Source organism: Lachnospiraceae bacterium KGMB03038 (assembly GCA_007361935.1).
Lineage (GTDB): Bacteria > Bacillota > Clostridia > Lachnospirales > Lachnospiraceae > Massilistercora.
On record CP041667.1, the window covers coordinates 2,587,242 to 2,605,981 of the forward strand.

An 18,740-nucleotide genomic window follows, 5' to 3' on the forward strand; every position below is an offset into this window, starting at 1 on the left:
GAGCTCATTTATGAACTCAAAGACGAAATCTTATCCACATCTTTTCAGCCCCATCACGATCCGGGGGCAAAAGATCAAAAACCGGATCGTATCTTCTCCCAACAGCGGAGGACCAAATCTGTACCGTGCCGGCGTCAATGGTTTTTCTTCTTTTACCGAGACTGCCGCCCATTATTTTGCCAGCCTGGCGAAAGGCGGCGTCGGCATCGTGCATACCGGTCATCTTGGGGTAGATCCCCGCTACTATCTGGGCGGGAACCGGGAACGGTTTGACTTTTTCAGCGATGACATCCATGAACATCAACTGACCATTATGCACATGATGACGGATTTGATCCACGCTTACGGAGCAAAAGCCGCCATCGAACTGAACCACGGCGGACATTACGGCCCTCCGGCCGGAGACTGGAAATGCCTTGGGCCATGCACCACCACTCTGGAAAATGGCGTGGAAGTACAAGGGATGGACGAAGAGGAAATGAACCGGGTAGCCGATTATTTCGCCAATGCGGCCTGGATCGGAAAACGGGGCGGCTTTGACATCGTCAACGTACATGCCGGCCACAACTGGCTGCTCAGCGAATTCTTCTCACCGGTGGTAAACAAACGGACCGATGAATACGGCGGCAGCGTAGAAAACCGCGCCCGCTTCCCGCTCATGGTAATGAAGCGGATTCGTGAAAAAGTGGGCGATGATATGATCATCCAGATGCGTTTTACCGCTAATGAAGGCCTGCCAGGAGGAATCACACAGGAAGAGGTGCTGGAAACTCTCAAATTGTTTGAAGGCATAGTCGATATCGTCCAATGTTCCGCAGGAAAAATCTGGAACCATATGAGTGAAGGATACCTGTTCCCCATGCCTTATATGGAACATGGCTGCAATGCTTTTCTGGCAAAAGCGGTCCATGGAAAATTGAACATGATCATCGAGACGGTAGGCGGCATCAATGAACCGGAGATGGCGGAAGAATTTATTAAAAACGGAACCTGTGATTTGGTTGCCTCCGCCCGCAGCTTCGTAGCAGACAACATGTGGGCGGAAAAGGCAAGATCCGGACGTGCGGATGAGATCCGGCCCTGCATACGGTGTCTGCGCTGCATGCGCTATAGTTCAGAGCCTCAGACTGGCTGCAGCGTCTGTACCGTCAATCCTACCCGTATTTTACATACACCATTGCCGGAAACCACGCCTTTTGTCAAGAAAAAGGTGGCTGTTGTCGGAGGCGGTCCGGCCGGTATGCAGGCAGCTCAATCACTAGCAGAAAAAGGCCATGACGTCATTCTCTATGAACAGTCTGAGAAATTAGGCGGAAGGCTTTCTTTCACAGACCACGTGGAATTCAAAGATGACGTGGGAAGATACCGGGATTATTTGATCCGTATGGTCTCCAAAGCGCCAAATATCAAGGTGCTGCTGAACACAAAAGCAACGCCCCAGCTTCTTTCTCTGGAAGCCCCGGACGCCATCGTTCTTGCCATAGGCGCCGAGAAGTTCATCCCTCCAGTTCCCGGCGCGGATGGCCCAAATGTAATCCACGCAGGCGATATCTATGAGAATCTGGACAAACTGGGAAAACAGATTGTCATGGTAGGCGGCGGCCTGGTAGGCTGCGAGACAACCATTTATCTTCAGTCCCATGGGTATTCCGTCGATGTGGTGGAGATGGAGTCCAAACTGATGAAGGATGCGCAGAGTGAACTTCCCTATGAAGTCTTCTTTACAGAATTCTTCATGACACATGAGTATTCCCGCGACCATCACGACCTGTATTCTATCCCGGAGATCGACCGGGTAAAGATCCACTTAAATTCCAGGTGTACTAAGATCACGGAGGAAGGCGTATATGTAATGGACAACGATGGAAAAGAAACCTTCCTGAAGTGCGATACCGTCATCCTGGCTACCGGATTCCGGCCCAACGAAACCTTAAAGAGCGCTTATGACGGTCTCGCCTACGATGTGATCCCTATCGGAGACTGCGATCACGTAGGCGATATCCTGAACACATCCTTCTCCGGGTATAGTGTGGGAATGCGGATTTAAGAAAAAACGAATCGCCAGCCTGCCGAGACTGGCGATTCACTTTTTCGTTCAATCTACATTTTTCTGGGGTAATCTTCTAACTGATGAAAAATCCCGACGACATAAACGGTACGATTTTCAATTCGAAAAAAGATCACATACTTCATTTCTGACAGTATAGCTTCCCTGTAATTCATCTGCCTTAGAAATCTGTCCCTGCTTTCCGGAAACTGATACGGATTTTCCTGCAAACGGGTATACACGCGATCAATGTTTGTCAACAAATGCTCTGCTGCCTGTTGATTTTTTAACTGATATAATAAATAGTACACAATTTCATCCAAGAGTTCATCTGCCCGCTCCGTGATCACCAAACTGTATCCCATACTTCTCCCCCATTAACGTAAGAGCGCTCTTTGCGTCCTTTACCTTCCCCTCTATGATCTGTCTCTCCGAAATTTCTATCTCCTGGTATCTCTGCAGTCTTCTTATAAGACCTTCAAAATTTTCAATACTCATGATAACCATATCCCCATATCCATTTTTTGTAATATAGACCGGTTCGTCTGTACTATGGCATAATTCAGAGATTTCCGCCGTGTTTTTTAAATCTTTGATTGGAATAATCTGTGGCATTTCTATCTCCTCCTATGAATTTAATATACCATAATTATAATCTAATTATGGTATATTTACAACTTTTTTCACACAAACCAGACCTTCCCCAGCCTTGACTTCCCTATTTCCCCGGAATAGAATATAGTGTATGCTCAGATATTCTTATATCTAATGCAGGGAAAGGGGAAACCGACACTATGGATATAATCTTAATACTTGCCGCCAGCTTCTTTTATTTCTCCAGCCCTATGCTGGTAACACCTTTGATCACAGGGTTTTCAGAAAGTGTGGGCGCTTCTGCCGCCTTGATGGGAATGATCGGCGGCCTTATGAATCTATGTGCTCTTTTCTGCCGTCCTCTGGCAGGAAATCTGGCGGATAAGATCAGCAAATATAAGATCTCTTTTCTGGGCGCCGGACTTATGGCTCTGTCCTGCCTGGGCTATATGGCGGCGTCAGAACCCGGCCTCATTGTAGTTTCCCGGCTTATTAACGGCGTAGGCTTTGCCTGCTGTTCTGTCTGTATGTCCACCTGGATGTCCAATATGCTTCCCAAAGACAAGATCGGCTCCGGCATGGGCTTCTATGGCATGATGAATGCCCTTGCCATGGCTATAGCCCCTGCCATCGGAGTTGTCTCCTATCAGCATCTGGGGTATCGATTTTCTTTTGGCGCCGCTTTGCTTTTTTGTCTGGCCACTCTCTTGATCATCCAGTTTATCCAGAATAAAGGCGAGCCTGAACAAAGCGTGAAAGAACCTGGCAGGTCTGGGAAATTACAGCTGGCAGATCCTAAAGTCCTCCCCTATGCGGCGATCATCATGCTGTTCGCCATTCCCTACTGCGCCACCCAGTCCTTTCTTGTCAGTTACACACAGACCCGCCAGCTTCCGGTCTCCGTCAGCCTCTTTTTCCCGCTTTACGCCGTGGTCCTTCTCATTCTCCGCCTGTGTATGAAAGACCTGTTTGACCGCCTGCCGTTCCCCTTCTTTCTTCTCTTTAGTTCCGTCAGCGCCTTTGCCGGAATCCTGTTTCTCGCTTTCATGAAAAACAATCTTTCCATGTTCTTTGCCGCTCTCTTTATGGCCGGCGGATATGGAATCATGTCCTCCGTCTGCCAGTCCACCGCCATTCTCCAGGCCGGGCAGGGCAGGCGGGGGCTGGCCAACAGCACCTATTATATCGGCCTGGACCTGGGAATGACCCTGGGGCCTTTCATCGGCGGTCTCCTCTATGGACATTTAGACCTGAAACTATTCTATCCCTCTCTCCTGGTATGCGTACCATTGGCAGTCCTGGTCTATCTTCTTGCCATCCGGCCGGGAGAAAGGCGATAGTCTTTGAATCCCCCTTTTTTAATGCGTTATGACTGCGCAAAGAAAAAGAACAACCGTCCGCAAGACGCGGCACGGTTGTTCCTTATTATAGCAATATGGCGATATATTTTATCCCAATATCATTCTTCCTACAGGAAAATATACTTCAGCACGAACAGTACCGCCAGCACGTACATCAAGATACTGATCCGCCCTTTCGCCTTTCCTGTTACCAGGTTCAGCACTACATAAGAGATCACGCCCATCGCGATTCCTTCGGAAATGCTGTAGAAGAAAGGCATAGCGATGATGCAGATATAGCATGGAATCGCTTCCGCCACATCATTAAAATCAATATTTACTACATTGGTCAGCATATAGAATCCAACCACCACCAGAGCCGGAGCTGTAGCAAAGGAAGGAATCGCCAGGAAAATAGGCGAGAACAGCAGCGCCACTCCAAAGAGGATCGCCGTCGTGATAGAAGTCAGTCCTGTTCTTCCGCCTTCTGTTACGCCAGAAGCGCTCTCTACAAATGTAGTGACTGTTGAAGTACCAAGGACCGCTCCCGCCGTTGTAGCTACCGCATCCGCCAAAAGCGCGCCTTTAATGCGGGGCAGTTTCCCATTTTCATCCAGCATATCAGCCTTAGTCGATACACCGATCAGTGTTCCAAGTGTATCAAAAATATCCACGAACAAGAAAGCAAAGATAACCACCAGGAATTCCAAAGAAAAGATTCCCGAGAAATCAATCTTGCCAAAGATCGGGCTTAAGCTTGGAATAGACAGTCCCCCGCTGAAATCTGGAAGCAGACTGTAGAATCCAAGTTCCGGATTCGGTACGTACAGGCCGGCAAACTGGCAGATGATCCCCAGAATCCAGGTGATCAGGATTCCCCACAGAATATTTCCCTTAATGTTCTTGATCACCAGGATTCCTGTGATCAAAATACCGATCACAGCCAGAAGTACTGTGATTCCCACATCCTGGAAGCTGGCTTCCACACCGTTCAGCGCATTATAATCTTCTACGGAAAAGAGCTGCAGAAGCGTAGAGCCTCCGATCACGATCTTTGCGTTCTGAAGACCGATAAAAGCAATAAAAAGACCGATACCCACGCTTACCGCCGCCTTCAGATTCATAGGGATCGCGTTAAAGATCGCCTCTCTCACATTGGTCAGCGAAAGCACGATAAAGATAATTCCTTCGATAAATACCGCGGTAAGAGCTGTCTGCCAACTGTACCCCATTCCTAACACTACCGTATAGGCAAAGTAAGCGTTCAGTCCCATACCCGGAGCCAGCGCAAACGGATAATTGGCAAAAAGAGCCATCAGCAGCGTACCGATCAGAGATGCTACCGCCGTAGCCGTAAATACAGCTCCCTGATCCATTCCCGTCTCACTTAAGATACTTGGATTAACCGCCAGAATATAAGCCATCGTCATAAATGTGGTGATTCCGGCCAGGATTTCTGTCTTAGCGTCTGTGCCGTTCTCCTTCAGTTTAAATAGTTTTTCTAACATGTTTCCCTCCTTTAGAAATCTCATCTTTAGATACATAACATTTTTATAATAACAAAACAGACCCGTAAAGTAAATGGGTCTGTTTCGATATTTATTGGATCTCTCTGATTTTCTTACGCAGGCTCAGCACCTGATTTGGCGCTACAGAAAGCTCGTCGATGCCAATCTGAAGGAAGAATTCTGTCATATCCAGATCTGAGGCCATATCTCCGCACACACTGACCCTCTTATTCTCCAAATGGACATTATTGGCCACAATACGGAGCATCTTCAAAAGAGCCGGATGATGGGGGTTAAAATAATTTTCGATCCGCTCATTTTCCCGATCCATTCCTAACGTAAACTGAGTCAGGTCGTTAGTCCCCAGGCTGACAAAATCCGCTTCCCTTGCCAATTCGCCGCTGATCATGACCGCCGCCGGGGTCTCGATCATTACTCCCACCTCAATTTTTTCGTTATAAGGAATTTTCTCTGCCTTTAGTTCCTTTCCCGCTCTTCCGAGAAGAAGCTTTGCCTTCTGCACCTCTTCAATAGAAGTGATCATCGGAAACATGATCGCCACGTTGCCATACAGGCTTGCCCGCAAGACAGCTCTCAATTGAGTCATGAACATTTCCTCTTTTTCCAGGGAAATCCGGATCCCCCTGCAGCCCATCGCCGGATTTTTTTCTCCGCTCAGATCGATACTGGCTGCTGTTTTATCTCCGCCCAAGTCCGCGGTCCGGATGACAACCTTCTTTCGTCCCATGGATTCCGCCGCCAGTTTATAGGCCTGGAACTGCTGTTCTTCCGTAGGGAGCTTTCCCCCGTTTTCCATATAGAGGAATTCGCTCCGAAACAGTCCCACCCCTCCCGCGTCACTGCGGATCACGCTTTCAATATCTTCCCTGCTTCCGATATTCGCGCAGACATCGATCTTTTGTCCGCTTTGGGTAACATTTTCCTTTCCCTTCAGCCGTTCCAGATTCTGGGTCTGCGTCCGGTTCTCGCTCTGCCGCTGGCGCATTTTCGTCAATGTAGTGTAATCCGGTTCTATGTAGACTTTGCCTTCAAATCCATCAATAATGATCGTCTTGCCGTTATAATCTTTTTTTAGCGCTTCTCCAAGGCCGATCACCGAGGGGATATTCATGGTCCGGGCGATCACCGCCGTATGGGAATTGATCGTTCCATAGCGTGTAACAAAGCCTAAAATCTTGGATTTGTCTAACTGTACCGCCTCACTTGGATACAATTCGGAAGCCGCCAGGATAAACGGCTCATCTGCCAGGAGCCGGTCTTTCCAGCTCCTGGAAAGGATCTGCAGCAGCCGCAGGGCCACGTCTTTCACATCCGCGCTATGCCCCTGGATATAGTCTTTTTCATCACTGTCCGCGTTTTTGAGTATTTCTTCCGCCGTGGTCTGTACCGCGTATTCCGCGTTCAGCTTCTGTTCTACCACAATACTCATCACTTTATCCGCAAACTCTTCATCTTCCAGGATCTTTTGCTGCATCTCGAAGATCGCCGCGTTCGCTTCCCCCACTTCTTGAATGGAGCTTACATAGAGTTCCTTCAGTTCTGCCGACGCTTTCTGTCTCGCTCTTTGAAAACGCTGTACTTCCTTCTCCACATCTTTTACGTAGATCCTCCGGATCTCTTTGATATCACGCTTATAAAAAATCAGTTTCCCGATCACGATTCCTTCCGAGATCTTCTTTCCTGTTAATGTAATCATAAACTTCTTCCTTTCTTTTGTTTACCCCTCTTTAAACAAAGGTGTGGACAGATAGCGCTCTCCCGTATCAGGAAGCAGCACTACGATTGTTTTCCCCACATTTGCCTCTTCTTTCGCCAAACGGATTCCTGCCGAAAGCGCGGCTCCAGAACTGATGCCCACCAGCACTCCTTCTTTTCTTGCCAGCAGGCGGGCCGCTTCATAGGCTTCCTCTTCTTTTACCAAAGCTATCTGGTCATAAATCCCGGTATCCAGGATTTCAGGAACAAATCCCGCGCCAATTCCCTGAAGGCCGTGAGGGCCGGGCTGGCCGCCGGACAATACCGGGGATTTGGCAGGTTCTACCGCAACAACCTGAAGATCTGGGTTCTGTTCTTTCAGATATTTCCCCGCTCCTGTGATCGTGCCGCCGGTTCCGGCGCCTGCCACGAATATATCTATCCTTCCATCCGTATCCTCCCAGATCTCTGGTCCGGTGGTACGGTAATGGACCGCCGGATTCGCCGGGTTTGTAAACTGTCCCAGCACAACGCCTCCTTCAATGGTTTCCGCCAGACGCTCCGCCTCTTCAATGGCTCCGCTCATCCCTTTCGCTCCCGGTGTCAGAATGATTTCCGCCCCGTATCCTTTTAAAAGTTTCCGCCGTTCGATACTCATAGTCTCCGGCATCGTAAAGATCACCCGGTAACCCCTGGACGCCCCGATGGAAGCAAGACCGATCCCCGTATTTCCGCTTGTCGGCTCGATGATGACGGATCCAGGACCAAGAAGTCCGTTCTCCTCCCCATCCTGGATCATAGAAAGCGCGGTCCTGTCTTTGACGCTTCCTGCCGGATTAAAAAGTTCCAGCTTTACCAAAAGCTTTGCTTTTAAGTCTTTTTCCTTTTCAATGCCGCACACCTCCAATAATGGAGTGCGGCCTACCAGTTCCTCTATCTTCTGAGCAATATTTCCCATAGTTGTCCTCCTGCTGTGTTCTTTTCTTATCATTGTACCCTAAAATGCCTTTTTCTACAATTGTAGAGAATATTAAAAACAATTGTCGAATCCATTGACTTTTTTATAAATATATGCTAAGGTGACAGCGTATTATCTACCAATATCTGGGCAGATAGTACAGTTTCTTTATTTATTTACATTTTATTTTTATGGAGGTATCACGATGAAGGGTACAGTAAAATGGTTCAACAACCAAAAAGGCTATGGCTTTATCTCCGATGAAGCCGGCAACGACGTATTTGTACACTACTCAGGGTTGAACATGGAAGGCTTCAAGTCTCTGGATGAAGGCCAGGAAGTAGAGTACGACGTAACTGAAGGAGCTAAGGGACCTCAGGCAGTCAACGTAACAAAACTTTAATCCCTCACATTAATCAGAATGGATGTACCTTTTATTTATATAAAACAGCTTATGATTTAGATATTTAAAAGAACTACATGAAATGAGATTATGGAAGATGGCGGATAACAGCTGTTATCCGCCATCTGTGCGTTTCACATTTATTTCCACTCCATCGCTTTGCCAAAGGTCTCGCCATGAACCTTCTCCATTGGGAGCGCTTCCAGGTCATAGGCTGGCGCGTGTTCCGCCGGCATTCCAAGTACCAGCACTGCTTCCAGCTTATAATTTGCCGGATATCCCAGAAGTTCTCTTAAGAATTCTTCTGTATCTCTTCCATCTTCCGCCTTTCTCAAACGTCCCTGCAGCCAGCAGCTCCCAAGTCCCAGGCTGTCTGCCATCAGGTGCATATGGGCCATCGCTACCGAGCAGTCTTCCGTCCACACGTCGGTCTTATCTGAGTCTCCAAGTACGACTACCGCGCAATCCGCTCCGTCCAGCATTTTTGCTCTTCCTGCTCTGCAGTCTGCCATTTTCCGCAGCATCTCCTTATCCTGTACAACGATAAATTCCCAAGGGCGCAGCCCTTTTCCCGATTCTGACAGAAGTCCGGCCTGGACTACTTTCTTTAACGCCTCTTCACCGACCGGCTCTCCCGTATATTTTCTTACACTTCTGCGATTCTGCATCATCTGGATCAATTCCATTTTTCCTGCCTCCTTATTTTACATTCCTGAAAATACTCTTCTTATCTCCAAGATCTTCTACCTTACGTTTATTTATTATACTCTCGCCTATTGGTCGTTTGCAAGGACAGGTATGCACAAATCCTGGTGTTTTCATTGTCCATCACTATTTCCAGTGACGGGCCCAAAAGGACACGCAGGCCTCCTCCTTCGAAGTCGTATAATAACAGTGCCGGGTATGAGCTTTGATAAAAATAGTGTCCCCTTCCTTTAATTCAAACTCCCGTTCTTCCAAGCCGATGATCATCTGCCCGGACACGATCGTTCCAACTTCGTCAAATTCGTGCTCCCAGAATAACCCCTGTCCGGTACTGTCCGGCCGCACTGTCATATACATAAAAGAAGTATCTCCTTCGCCAAAATCCACAATCTCAAGCTTGATATTACTGCTTTCATCCACCGTAACCTTTCGGTCCTGCCCGCGGATGATGATCTTCTCTTCCGCGTTCCTCTCCAGCATATCTCCCAAAGAATTGCCAAAGACTTCGCAGATCTTTTGGATATTTAAAAGGGTGGGACTGCAGGTGTTTCGCTCCAGATTGCTCAAGTAGCTTACAGACAGCCCGGTTTTCTCCGATAGCTGCTTCAGCGTCATTTTCCTGGATTTTCGGATACTTTTAATGGTATACCCGATTTTGCTCAGATCATTCACTGTCCTGTCTTCCTCCCTTCTTCCGCTGATTTTTATATTCTATCATGGTTCGTGTTTTCTTGACAAGAAAAACCGGGGAATTATCTATCCCCGGTTCTTCCTGCGAAGTATTCTTAAGCATAGAAGTCATCCACTACTTTATCGTCCGTTTCATGGATCTTGCCGCCCTTCATAACAAAATCACACTCTTTGAGCGCATCGCAGTCATTCAGAAGATCCCTGTGCCATCCGGCGATATCGGCTTCTTTTCCTTCTTCGATTGTTCCAGTAAAGGAGTCGATTCCCAGAATCTTGGCATTTACTGCCGTAGCCGCTTTCAAGGTACGGAACGCTCCCATACCGGACCGCATCCAGCTGCGGTACTCATACCAGCTCTCATATGGCTGATGAACAGCGCAGAAGTCCGAGCCAAATCCAAGCTTGATGTTGCTGTCCCGGATGATCTTTCTGCTCTCTCTTAAGCGAGGCGCAAATTTGCGGAGTTTCATCTGGCTGTCTGCCGTATTCTTGTTGACCAGTTCGTCATTTTCCTCGATCACGTCCTGGAACGGTGAGAAGGTAGGCGTCAGATAAATTCCTTTATCTTCAATGAGACGGGCTGTTTCTTCGTCCATCAGGGCGCCATGCTCCATGCCGTCGATGCCAAACTCCGCCAGTTTTTTCATCATTCTGGGCGGATATACATGGGCCGTCACCGGTTTTCCAAGGTCGTGAGCCGTCTCGATGATAGCGCGCAGTTCATCCCCATTGAGATAGCTGATCTCCGGGCCGCCGTCCGGACTTAAGAAGCTGCCCGACAGGAAGATCTTGATGAAATCCGTTCCATATTTTACTTCTCTTCTTACCTGGTTGATAAAGAAATCCACGCCGCTTCCGATGGTATCGATCTGGATCATATCAGAAACCGGCTGGTTCTCACAAGCATACATGCTCATGTCTCCCGGCATTCCGGGACCGCCCAGCATGTGAGCGCCTACGATCATTCTGGCCGCGTCAAACAGTCCCCGATCGATTACCTTTTTTACATCCACAATGCCATAGCCCAGCGGCCCCATGCCGTTGCAGCGGATCGTCGTAAATCCGCGCTCCAGGCTCCGCTCCGCGGTATGTAAGAAAGCCAGCGTGCTGTATCCTTCCGACTGATACAGGATGGTATCCATTTCCTGCCAGCGCATCAGATTCCCGTGAACATGAGCATCGATCATTCCCGGCGTTACCGTTAATCCGGTAAGGTCAACTTCTTCCGTTCCCTCAGGTACAGGAAGATTCCTTCCCACTTTCCCGATCTTCGTGCCCTCAACAAAAATCTCCATGTCCTCAAACAGTTCATCATGGATTCCGTCAAACAGTTTGCCGCATTTCAGCAAATAATTTTTTGCCATTATCTTCACCTCCGTTTTTAGAACTACGTTACTTTTTTATCATTATACTCCTGTTTATGAAATTTTGGAATCATTTTTTATATATATAAAATTTAATTTTACTTTTTTAGTTTTTGATTAAATGGGGCCGGGGGATTTTTAAAAATCCCCCGGCCCCATTTAAAACGGACTCCTATATTCCCCGATATTTCCAAGCTTTTCCTCAATTCTAAGAAGTTGATTATACTTTTCTACCCGCTCTGACCGGCAAGGAGCTCCCGTCTTGATCTGCCCTGCGTTAAATGCCACCGCAATGTCCGCGATGATGGTATCCGCCGTCTCTCCTGAACGATGGGAAACGATCGTCCGATATCCGCTGTTCTTCGCTGTCTCAATGGCTTCAAATGCCTCCGTCAATGTCCCGATCTGGTTGACTTTGACCAGGATGGCGTTTCCCACGCCCCTCTCGATCCCTTTTTGCAGTCTTTTGGTATTGGTTACAAACAGATCGTCTCCCACCAATTGGATCTGCCGCCCAAGCCTGGTGGTCGCCAATTCCCATCCTTCCCAATCTTCCTCATCCAGCGGATCTTCTATAGATATAATAGGAAATGCTTCTGACAGTTCTTCGTAATAATCGATCATTTCTTCCGCGGAACGGACAACCTTCTTTCCATGGGCCTTGCTTTCTCCTTCAAACACGTATTTCTTAAAATTTTTATCATACAGCTCTGATGCGGCCGCATCCAGCGCAAGTTTCACCTCTTCTCCCGGTTTGTACCCGGCTTTCCTGATTCCGTCCACGATATACTGCAGTACTTCTTTTGCATCTGCCAGATCCGGCGCAAAACCGCCCTCATCCCCCACTGCTGTACTCAGTCCCCGCTCCTTCAGCAGTGTTTTCAGGGCATGGTAGATTTCCGCGCACATGCGAAGCCCCTCCTGAAAACAACAGGCTCCTGTTGGCATGATCATGAATTCCTGGATATCGATGGTGTTGTCCGCGTGTTTTCCCCCGTTCATAATATTCATCATCGGAACGGGCAGCCTTTTGGCGTTGGTTCCTCCAAGATAGGAATATAAGGGCATTCCCGCGGCACAGGCAGCGGACCTGGCCGCCGCCATAGATACTCCCAGTATAGCGTTGGCCCCCAGATTGGATTTGTCTTGGGTCCCATCCAGCCGCAGCAGAACGTCATCCAGCGCGGCCTGCTCAAACACATTCATGCCAATGATCTCCGGCGCGATCTTCGCATTTACGTGATCCGCCGCAAGACGCACTCCCAATCCCCGGTAACGTTCTTCCTGATCCCGCAGCTCCACCGCCTCAAACTGGCCGGTGGACGCTCCGGAAGGAACGCTGGCGCGCCCCCAGAACGTTTCCCCCGCCAGCACTTCCACCTCTATTGTAGGATTCCCTCTGGAATCTAGAATTTCTCTTGCGTATACATCCGTGATCGGTAAATATTTATGCATGTTTGGTTCCTCCTTCATGACAGATATTATTTACCAAATCCGGTATTCTGATTCCTTTCCGAAAGACCTCGTTGACTTTTCCATATGTGGAGGATACAATCAGGAGGAAACAAAGGATGCGTTACATAGGAGGATTTCTTATGAAACTGAAATCAAAGAATTTACTATTGCTGACCGGAAGCACTCTGCTCATTGCTGCCGGCACGTATTTTTTCAAATTTGCCAATAATTTTACCTTCGGAGGCATCACCGGTCTTGCCGTTCTCGTCGCCAAAAGCGGCCTGATCTCGGCCAGTGACTTTACCTTTCTGGTAAATATGATCCTTCTGGTCTTTGGTTTTATTATCCTGGGGAAAAAGTTTGCCGCCAAAACCGCTTACTGCAGCATCCTGCTGTCCGTGTCCCTTTCACTTCTGGAGCGTCTTTATCCCATGGAAGCTCCTCTGACCGACCAGCCTATGCTGGAACTGGCTTTTGCCATCGCTCTTCCTTCTCTGGGGAGCGCGGTCCTTTTCAATCTGGGATCCTCCAGCGGCGGTACAGACATCATTGCCATGATCCTGAAGAAATATACCAGCGCGGATATTGGGAAATCCCTCCTGGCAACTGATTTCCTCATTACCCTGGCCGGCTGCTTTGTTTTCGATATTGAAACCGGACTATACTCATTTCTGGGGCTTTCCATCCGCTCTTTTTTGATCGATGGCTTCATCGAGAGCCTGAATCTCTCCAAATACTTCAATGTAGTCTGTAAAGAGCCGGAGCCTATCTGCCGCTTTATCAAAAATGAGCTGCACAGAAGCGCTACCATCGTGGACGCAAAAGGAGCATTTTCCGGGGAAAGGAAGTATCTTGTCCTAACCGTCCTCAACCGTTTTCAGGCAGTAAAATTGCGGAATTATATCAAAGAAAACGCGCCGGATGCGTTTCTTCTCATCTCAAACACCAGTGAGATCATAGGAAAAGGGTTCCACTCCATCTGAGTGGAACCCCTTTCAATTTGGGACAGGGCTTTTTTAATCGGGGCCGGGGGATTTTTAAAAATCCCCCGGCCCCAATTAAAATTATTTCGCTTCTAATCCCTGCCCTTTGATCACATCTACCACCTGGCCCACATATTTTGCGCAAAGTTCATCGGTGGAAGCCTCCACCATTACACGCAGAACCGGCTCTGTACCGCTTTCTCTTACCAAGATCCTTCCATCGTCTCCCAAAGCTTCTGTTACCGCTTCTACCGCTTTCACGACTTCCGGGTTCTCCCGCGCGGTTTTCTTATCTACTACACGCACATTCTGGAGAAGCTGCGGATAAATCTTCACTGGCTCCGCAAGTTTTGCCAGGCTCTGTTTCTTCTCCAGCATCGCTTCCATCACCATCAGAGAGGTCAGAATCCCATCTCCGGTAGTAGCGTGCTTGCTGAAAATAATATGGCCGGACTGCTCTCCTCCCAAAGAGAAGTTGTTCTGCACCATATTTTCATACACATACTTGTCGCCCACTGCCGTCTTCTCATATTTGAGACCGGCTTTATCACAGGCTTTGTAAAGTCCCAGATTGGACATGATTGTTGTTACGATAGTATCTCCGTTTAAGCGCCCATTTTCCTTCATGTATTTTCCGCAGATGTACAAAATCAGGTCGCCGTCCACCACATTTCCATTTTCATCTACAGCGATACACCGGTCTGCGTCTCCGTCAAACGCAAATCCTACATCCAGATGTTTCTCTTTCACATACTCCTGCAGTACTTCAATATGTGTAGATCCGCAGTTGGTATTGATATTTGTTCCATCCGGCTCACAGTTGATGGCATATGTTTTTGCGCCCAGGGCATCATACACACTCTTAGCAATGGCAAACGCGCTGCCGTTGGCGCAGTCCAAACCGATCCGCATATCCTCAAAGGAACGGGTCGCCAGCGAGATCAGATATCCAATGTAACGGTTCCGTCCAGCCGCATAGTCGACGGTACGGCCGATATTCTCCCGTTTTGCCAGCGGAAGCTCGCCCATTTCGCCGTCAATATACGCTTCTATCTTCTCTTCCACCTCGGCCTCCATCTTATGGCCTTTTCCGTTGATGATCTTGATCCCATTATCATAAAACGGATTATGGCTTGCTGAAATCATGATTCCACAGTCAAAATTATCTGTCCGGGTCACATAAGATACACTGGGCGTTGTCGTCACGTGAAGGAGATAGGCATTGGCGCCGGAAGCGGTCAGTCCGGCAGACAGCGCATCCTCAAACATATAACTGCTGCGTCTTGTATCCTTGCCGATCACGATCTTTGCCTTGTGATCCTGACCAAAATACCAGCCAAGAAACCTTCCTACTTTAAATGCATGTTCTACAGTCAGAACCTCGTTCGCTTCCCCCCGGAAGCCGTCTGTCCCAAAATATTTTCCCATAAATCAAAGTCTCTCCTTTTTGTCTTATTTGCCGATTTTTTTGCACAATCGCTTACACCTTACATATTATATTCCATTTTCCGGCATTCCACAACCTTTTTTTCAATTTGGGACAGGGCTTTTTCAATTTGGGCCGGGGGATTTTTAAAAATCCCCCGGCCCTAATTAAAATTAATGGTGGAACAACCGGATTCCCGTGAATGCCATCACCATTCCATATTTATTACATGCCTCGATCACATTATCGTCCCGCACTGAGCCTCCCGGCTGCGCCACATATTTTACGCCGCTTCTGTGAGCCCGCTCAATATTGTCTCCAAAGGGGAAGAATGCGTCGGATCCAAGCGCTACGTCTGTCAGCTTGTCCAGCCACTCCCGTTTTGCCTCTCTGGTGAATACTTCCGGCTTTTCCTTAAAGATAGCCGGCCAGGCGTCATCTGACAGCACATCCATATAGTCTTCTCCCATATAGAGATCAATGGCGTTATCCCGATCCGCTCTCCGGATGGAATCTACAAACGGCAGATCCATCACCTGGGGAGACTGTCTCAGCCACCAGTTATCTGCCTTGGATCCGGCAAGTCTGGTGCAGTGGATCCTGGACTGCTGTCCCGCTCCGATTCCGATCGCCTGTCCGTCTTTGACGAAACATACGGAATTGGACTGCGTGTATTTCAGTGTGATCATAGAAATCGCCAGATCGATCTTGGCCTGCTTGGGCAGATCTTTCTCTTCTGTCACAATATGGGAGAAGAAATCATCATCGATCTTCAGTTCGTTTCTTCCCTGCTCAAATGTGATCCCATATACATCCTTATGTTCCAGCGCCGCCGGCTGATAATCCGGGTCAATCTGGATCACATTATAGTTCCCCTTCTTCTTCTCTTTCAGGATCTCCAGCGCTTCCGGCTCATATCCCGGAGCGATCACCCCATCGGAAACTTCCCGCTTGATCAGTCTGGCCGTATCTACGTCACAGACATCGGACAGGGAAATAAAGTCCCCGAAGGAAGACATTCTGTCCGCCCCTCTGGCTCTGGCATAGGCGCACGCCAGGGGAGACAGCTTTCCCAGATCATCCACCCAGTAGATCTTTGCCAGCGTATCGCTTAAGGGAAGGCCCACCGCCGCTCCTGCCGGAGACACGTGCTTAAAAGAAGTAGCCGCCGGAAGTCCGGTCGCTTTCTTTAACTCGCTGACCAACTGCCATCCGTTAAAGGCATCCAGGAAATTGATATAACCCGGCTTTCCGTTCAGCACTTGGATCGGCAGTTCGCTTCCATCTGCCATGTAGATCCTGGATGGTTTCTGATTGGGGTTGCAGCCATATTTCAATTCTAATTCTTTCATTGTATTCTTTTCACTCCTTTTTCCTTCTTGATCCTGTCAAATCCTTCTTGATCCATTCGTTACTGATTCTTGTTGACGATCTTTGTCTCACAGGCGCCGGAAGCAATATCAATATAGCGAACGAAGAGAGAGACTTTATTGTCTTCGTTCAGGCTGTTCCACAGAAGATCCGTAAACGCCTCAATGTCATCCAAAACTCCAATGCGTTTCGGCTCTCCCTCAAAACTTGGCAGGGGATTGCCGTCCCCCTTATAAGTGTGGATGAAATGTCCCTCTCCCGCGACCGGTTTCTCATAGGCAAAGGTATATCTGCAGCAGCCTTCCGGCCGTCCTTCATTGCTCTTCAAAATTGACATCGCGTAATTATAGCTGCCGTTCTCGATATGCATGATCCCGGAGATCCTGGGCGTATAATTTGGCTCGTCCGGCTCAAATTCCCTGCTTCTAAGAGACTGCTCAAAGGTCATCTGTTTATCCATTCCCTCATAAATGGTATCTGTCTGATCCCCGTTGGTCACGATCGTCTTATTCCCCAGGACACGAACCGGCGCGTAAATGATCAGGCTTGGATCTGTCAGCTTCGCCGGATCAAAAGCCTGCGTGCGGATCCCATCCCCGTCTTCCACAAAAATCCTGTTTCTGCTGTTCTCACTGCGGCCCATGATAAAATACGCGGCCACCGCCTTTTTCCCATCCGGGCTCTTTCCAAGAATGATCCCTCTTCCGGGATAAGAATTCTCTCTTAACTCCTTTTCGATCGACCGTATCTGCATATGTACCTCTCCTTTTCCATTTTGGTTTATTGCGATCACATTATGGTTTTCGACTCTGGTATCATTATATATAAATCGCTGTTCTTTTTCCAGTCATATTTGAAAGATATTGCATCCCGCCAATCCCGGATGATACAATAAAATCAAGTGATCATCATATCCTAGAGAGGGGGAATATCTATGAAAAAAATGTGCTTTTCATTACTTTTCTGTCTGCTTTTCGCGGCTGCCGTTTCCGGCTGCTCCGGATTTGGCGGGGAATCCGCCGACAAATATGTAGGAGAGCGGATCACAGCCATGAAAGAAGAGGATACTGCTTCCTTTGCCCTGCTTCTGGATCAGGGCATCGAAGAAAGCAATTCTCTTTACACACTGCAGTTTCCCAAGGAATTAAGAGATCCGGCTCTTTGCTTCCTGCAGGATGCTTTCCAGACCATGGATTTTGAAGTATCAAAAGCCGATGAACAGTCTGACGGTCAGTATTCCGTCAACATCACCTTTACGCCTATTGATATCGATGCTGCCACACAGGCCGCGAGGGAAGCTCATCTTGCCTCCATGGCCTCTGCGGATCTGACTGCGGAAACCACCGCTCTTTTTGAGGAAAGCGGCAAAGCGCTCCAGGATTCCCCCCAATATCTGGATGAAGTCCTGGTAAGTTTGAATGTAGAGGAAACCGACGACGGCTTCTCCATTTCTGATGAACAGATGAAATCTTTTCTCCAGGAAGCTCTGTCCGGATATATGAAACCTTACGATTCTATCTGCGAGATCTTAGACGCCCAGGATTTCCTGAAGTCCTACCTGGATGCTTCTTTTAAAGGAGAAGTGACCCAGTTTGCCCTCCATACGGGCCGCACGGAAGAAGAGGCCCTTGCCTGGTACGAGGCGGACGTATTTGACCCGCCTTCGGACTTAAGCGCCGCCTACCATGACCGGTACAGCGCCGCTCTAAAAGCGATCATGAAACAATGCCAGTATACCGTCGGCATTCCCAAGAAAGAGTCCGGTATCTACAACTATACCGTAGATATTACCGTCACTCCCAACAACAGTATCCTTGAGACATTCCAAAAAATCGAGAACGGCACCTATTACTCTATTGATGCCGTCTCCAAAGACCTGGTAGAAACCATGGAAGCCTACGCGGCCGCTCCTGCTTATGGAGAAGAAACAACTTTGTCGATCCCGCTGAACATGACGGAAATGCTGGCTGCCGGCGATGAAGACTCCACCTTTACCAACCTGGCCATGACCATTCTGCCCATGCCGGAATAATCAGCCTTTAGGAAATTTAACTATTTTGTTACAAAACTTTTAAATTTTCCTTACATTTTTAGATAGTTTTTATCTTGTTAACCACTCTCCCAAAGTGTAGAATAAGATAGCTGAAGAAAGCGGACTTATTTTGCATTTTGGGAGAGGT

General features: G+C 48.2%; 17 protein-coding genes. 5 read left to right on the forward strand and 12 right to left on the reverse strand.

Annotation, left to right across the window (positions count from 1 at the left end):
* Positions 1-10: 10 nt before the first annotated feature.
* On the forward strand, positions 11-2,047 hold the full coding sequence (locus FND36_12645; GenBank protein ID QDW74813.1) for an FAD-binding protein: 2,037 nt from the start codon (positions 11-13) through the stop codon (positions 2,045-2,047).
* Positions 2,048-2,100: 53 nt separating this feature from the next.
* Here FND36_12645 and FND36_12650 read toward each other — a convergent pair whose 3' ends face one another.
* Positions 2,101-2,412, reverse strand: coding sequence for a type II toxin-antitoxin system RelE/ParE family toxin (locus tag FND36_12650; GenBank protein ID QDW74814.1), 312 nt, complete (start codon positions 2,410-2,412; stop codon positions 2,101-2,103).
* A complete protein-coding gene (locus tag FND36_12655) occupies positions 2,375-2,662 on the reverse strand; it encodes a type II toxin-antitoxin system Phd/YefM family antitoxin (GenBank protein ID QDW74815.1) in 288 nt (95 codons plus the stop codon). The genes FND36_12650 and FND36_12655 overlap by 38 nt, the downstream gene beginning before the upstream one ends.
* Positions 2,663-2,841: 179 nt before the next feature.
* Here FND36_12655 and FND36_12660 point away from each other — a divergent pair, with 179 nt between their 5' ends.
* Positions 2,842-3,981, forward strand: a complete 1,140-nt coding sequence (locus FND36_12660; protein ID QDW74816.1) for an MFS transporter — start codon at positions 2,842-2,844, stop codon at positions 3,979-3,981.
* A gap of 128 nt (positions 3,982-4,109) precedes the next feature.
* On the opposite strand, the gene FND36_12665 is transcribed toward FND36_12660, so the two are convergent.
* The 3 genes from FND36_12665 to cysK all read right to left on the reverse strand — a co-directional run bounded on the left by FND36_12665 (position 4,110) and on the right by cysK (position 8,163).
* Positions 4,110-5,489: an NCS2 family permease gene (locus FND36_12665; protein ID QDW74817.1), complete on the reverse strand. Its 1,380-nt coding sequence runs from the start codon at positions 5,487-5,489 to the stop codon at positions 4,110-4,112.
* Between the two features lie 91 nt (positions 5,490-5,580).
* Positions 5,581-7,206: a phosphoenolpyruvate--protein phosphotransferase gene (gene ptsP / locus FND36_12670; GenBank protein QDW74818.1), complete on the reverse strand. Its 1,626-nt coding sequence runs from the start codon at positions 7,204-7,206 to the stop codon at positions 5,581-5,583.
* Between the two features lie 21 nt (positions 7,207-7,227).
* On the reverse strand, positions 7,228-8,163 hold the full coding sequence (gene cysK, locus FND36_12675; GenBank protein ID QDW74819.1) for a cysteine synthase A: 936 nt from the start codon (positions 8,161-8,163) through the stop codon (positions 7,228-7,230).
* A gap of 205 nt (positions 8,164-8,368) precedes the next feature.
* On the opposite strand from cysK, the gene FND36_12680 reads away from it, so the two are divergent.
* On the forward strand, positions 8,369-8,566 hold the full coding sequence (locus tag FND36_12680; protein QDW74820.1) for a cold shock domain-containing protein: 198 nt from the start codon (positions 8,369-8,371) through the stop codon (positions 8,564-8,566).
* Positions 8,567-8,706: 140 nt separating this feature from the next.
* On the opposite strand, the gene FND36_12685 is transcribed toward FND36_12680, so the two are convergent.
* The 4 genes from FND36_12685 to FND36_12700 form a co-directional block, all read right to left on the reverse strand.
* Entirely contained in the window at positions 8,707-9,252 is a 546-nt protein-coding gene (locus FND36_12685) for a nitroreductase (protein ID QDW74821.1), read from the reverse strand.
* A gap of 145 nt (positions 9,253-9,397) precedes the next feature.
* A complete protein-coding gene (locus FND36_12690; protein ID QDW75631.1) occupies positions 9,398-9,886 on the reverse strand; it encodes a cupin domain-containing protein in 489 nt (162 codons plus the stop codon).
* A gap of 170 nt (positions 9,887-10,056) precedes the next feature.
* Positions 10,057-11,325 carry an amidohydrolase family protein gene (locus FND36_12695; protein QDW74822.1) on the reverse strand — a complete coding sequence of 423 codons (1,269 nt, stop codon included), beginning with the start codon at positions 11,323-11,325 and terminating at the stop codon, positions 10,057-10,059.
* Between the two features lie 159 nt (positions 11,326-11,484).
* Complete coding sequence (locus FND36_12700; protein QDW74823.1) at positions 11,485-12,780, reverse strand: phosphopyruvate hydratase; 1,296 nt, start codon at positions 12,778-12,780, stop codon at positions 11,485-11,487.
* Positions 12,781-12,920: 140 nt separating this feature from the next.
* On the opposite strand from FND36_12700, the gene FND36_12705 reads away from it, so the two are divergent.
* On the forward strand, positions 12,921-13,763 hold the full coding sequence (locus tag FND36_12705) for a YitT family protein (protein QDW74824.1): 843 nt from the start codon (positions 12,921-12,923) through the stop codon (positions 13,761-13,763).
* A gap of 81 nt (positions 13,764-13,844) precedes the next feature.
* On the opposite strand, the gene FND36_12710 is transcribed toward FND36_12705, so the two are convergent.
* From FND36_12710 to FND36_12720, 3 genes are all read right to left on the reverse strand, one after another.
* On the reverse strand, positions 13,845-15,191 hold the full coding sequence (locus tag FND36_12710) for a phosphoglucosamine mutase (protein QDW74825.1): 1,347 nt from the start codon (positions 15,189-15,191) through the stop codon (positions 13,845-13,847).
* Positions 15,192-15,362: 171 nt separating this feature from the next.
* A complete protein-coding gene (locus FND36_12715) occupies positions 15,363-16,541 on the reverse strand; it encodes a phosphoribosylaminoimidazolecarboxamide formyltransferase (protein QDW74826.1) in 1,179 nt (392 codons plus the stop codon).
* A 59-nt stretch (positions 16,542-16,600) separates the two neighbouring features.
* Entirely contained in the window at positions 16,601-17,314 is a 714-nt protein-coding gene (locus FND36_12720; GenBank protein ID QDW74827.1) for an inosine monophosphate cyclohydrolase, read from the reverse strand.
* 180 nt (positions 17,315-17,494) lie between these two features.
* On the opposite strand from FND36_12720, the gene FND36_12725 reads away from it, so the two are divergent.
* On the forward strand, positions 17,495-18,592 hold the full coding sequence (locus tag FND36_12725) for a hypothetical protein (GenBank protein QDW74828.1): 1,098 nt from the start codon (positions 17,495-17,497) through the stop codon (positions 18,590-18,592).
* Positions 18,593-18,740: the final 148 nt, after the last annotated feature.

Coding starts and splice junctions, on each gene's coding strand:
- FND36_12645 (QDW74813.1), top strand. CDS start 11: ATGAACTCAAAGACGAAATCTTATCCACATCTTTTCAGCCCCATCACG.
- FND36_12725 (QDW74828.1), top strand. CDS start 17,495: ATGAAAAAAATGTGCTTTTCATTACTTTTCTGTCTGCTTTTCGCGGCT.
- FND36_12660 (QDW74816.1), top strand. CDS start 2,842: ATGGATATAATCTTAATACTTGCCGCCAGCTTCTTTTATTTCTCCAGC.
- FND36_12720 (QDW74827.1), bottom strand. CDS start 17,314: ATGCAGATACGGTCGATCGAAAAGGAGTTAAGAGAGAATTCTTATCCC.
- FND36_12710 (QDW74825.1), bottom strand. CDS start 15,191: ATGGGAAAATATTTTGGGACAGACGGCTTCCGGGGGGAAGCGAACGAG.
- FND36_12700 (QDW74823.1), bottom strand. CDS start 12,780: ATGCATAAATATTTACCGATCACGGATGTATACGCAAGAGAAATTCTA.
- FND36_12695 (QDW74822.1), bottom strand. CDS start 11,325: ATGGCAAAAAATTATTTGCTGAAATGCGGCAAACTGTTTGACGGAATC.
- cysK (QDW74819.1), bottom strand. CDS start 8,163: ATGGGAAATATTGCTCAGAAGATAGAGGAACTGGTAGGCCGCACTCCA.
- FND36_12690 (QDW75631.1), bottom strand. CDS start 9,886: ATGACGCTGAAGCAGCTATCGGAGAAAACCGGGCTGTCTGTAAGCTAC.
- ptsP (QDW74818.1), bottom strand. CDS start 7,206: ATGATTACATTAACAGGAAAGAAGATCTCGGAAGGAATCGTGATCGGG.
- FND36_12715 (QDW74826.1), bottom strand. CDS start 16,541: ATGAAAGAATTAGAATTGAAATATGGCTGCAACCCCAATCAGAAACCA.
- FND36_12680 (QDW74820.1), top strand. CDS start 8,369: ATGAAGGGTACAGTAAAATGGTTCAACAACCAAAAAGGCTATGGCTTT.
- FND36_12705 (QDW74824.1), top strand. CDS start 12,921: ATGAAACTGAAATCAAAGAATTTACTATTGCTGACCGGAAGCACTCTG.
- FND36_12650 (QDW74814.1), bottom strand. CDS start 2,412: ATGGGATACAGTTTGGTGATCACGGAGCGGGCAGATGAACTCTTGGAT.
- FND36_12685 (QDW74821.1), bottom strand. CDS start 9,252: ATGGAATTGATCCAGATGATGCAGAATCGCAGAAGTGTAAGAAAATAT.
- FND36_12665 (QDW74817.1), bottom strand. CDS start 5,489: ATGTTAGAAAAACTATTTAAACTGAAGGAGAACGGCACAGACGCTAAG.
- FND36_12655 (QDW74815.1), bottom strand. CDS start 2,662: ATGCCACAGATTATTCCAATCAAAGATTTAAAAAACACGGCGGAAATC.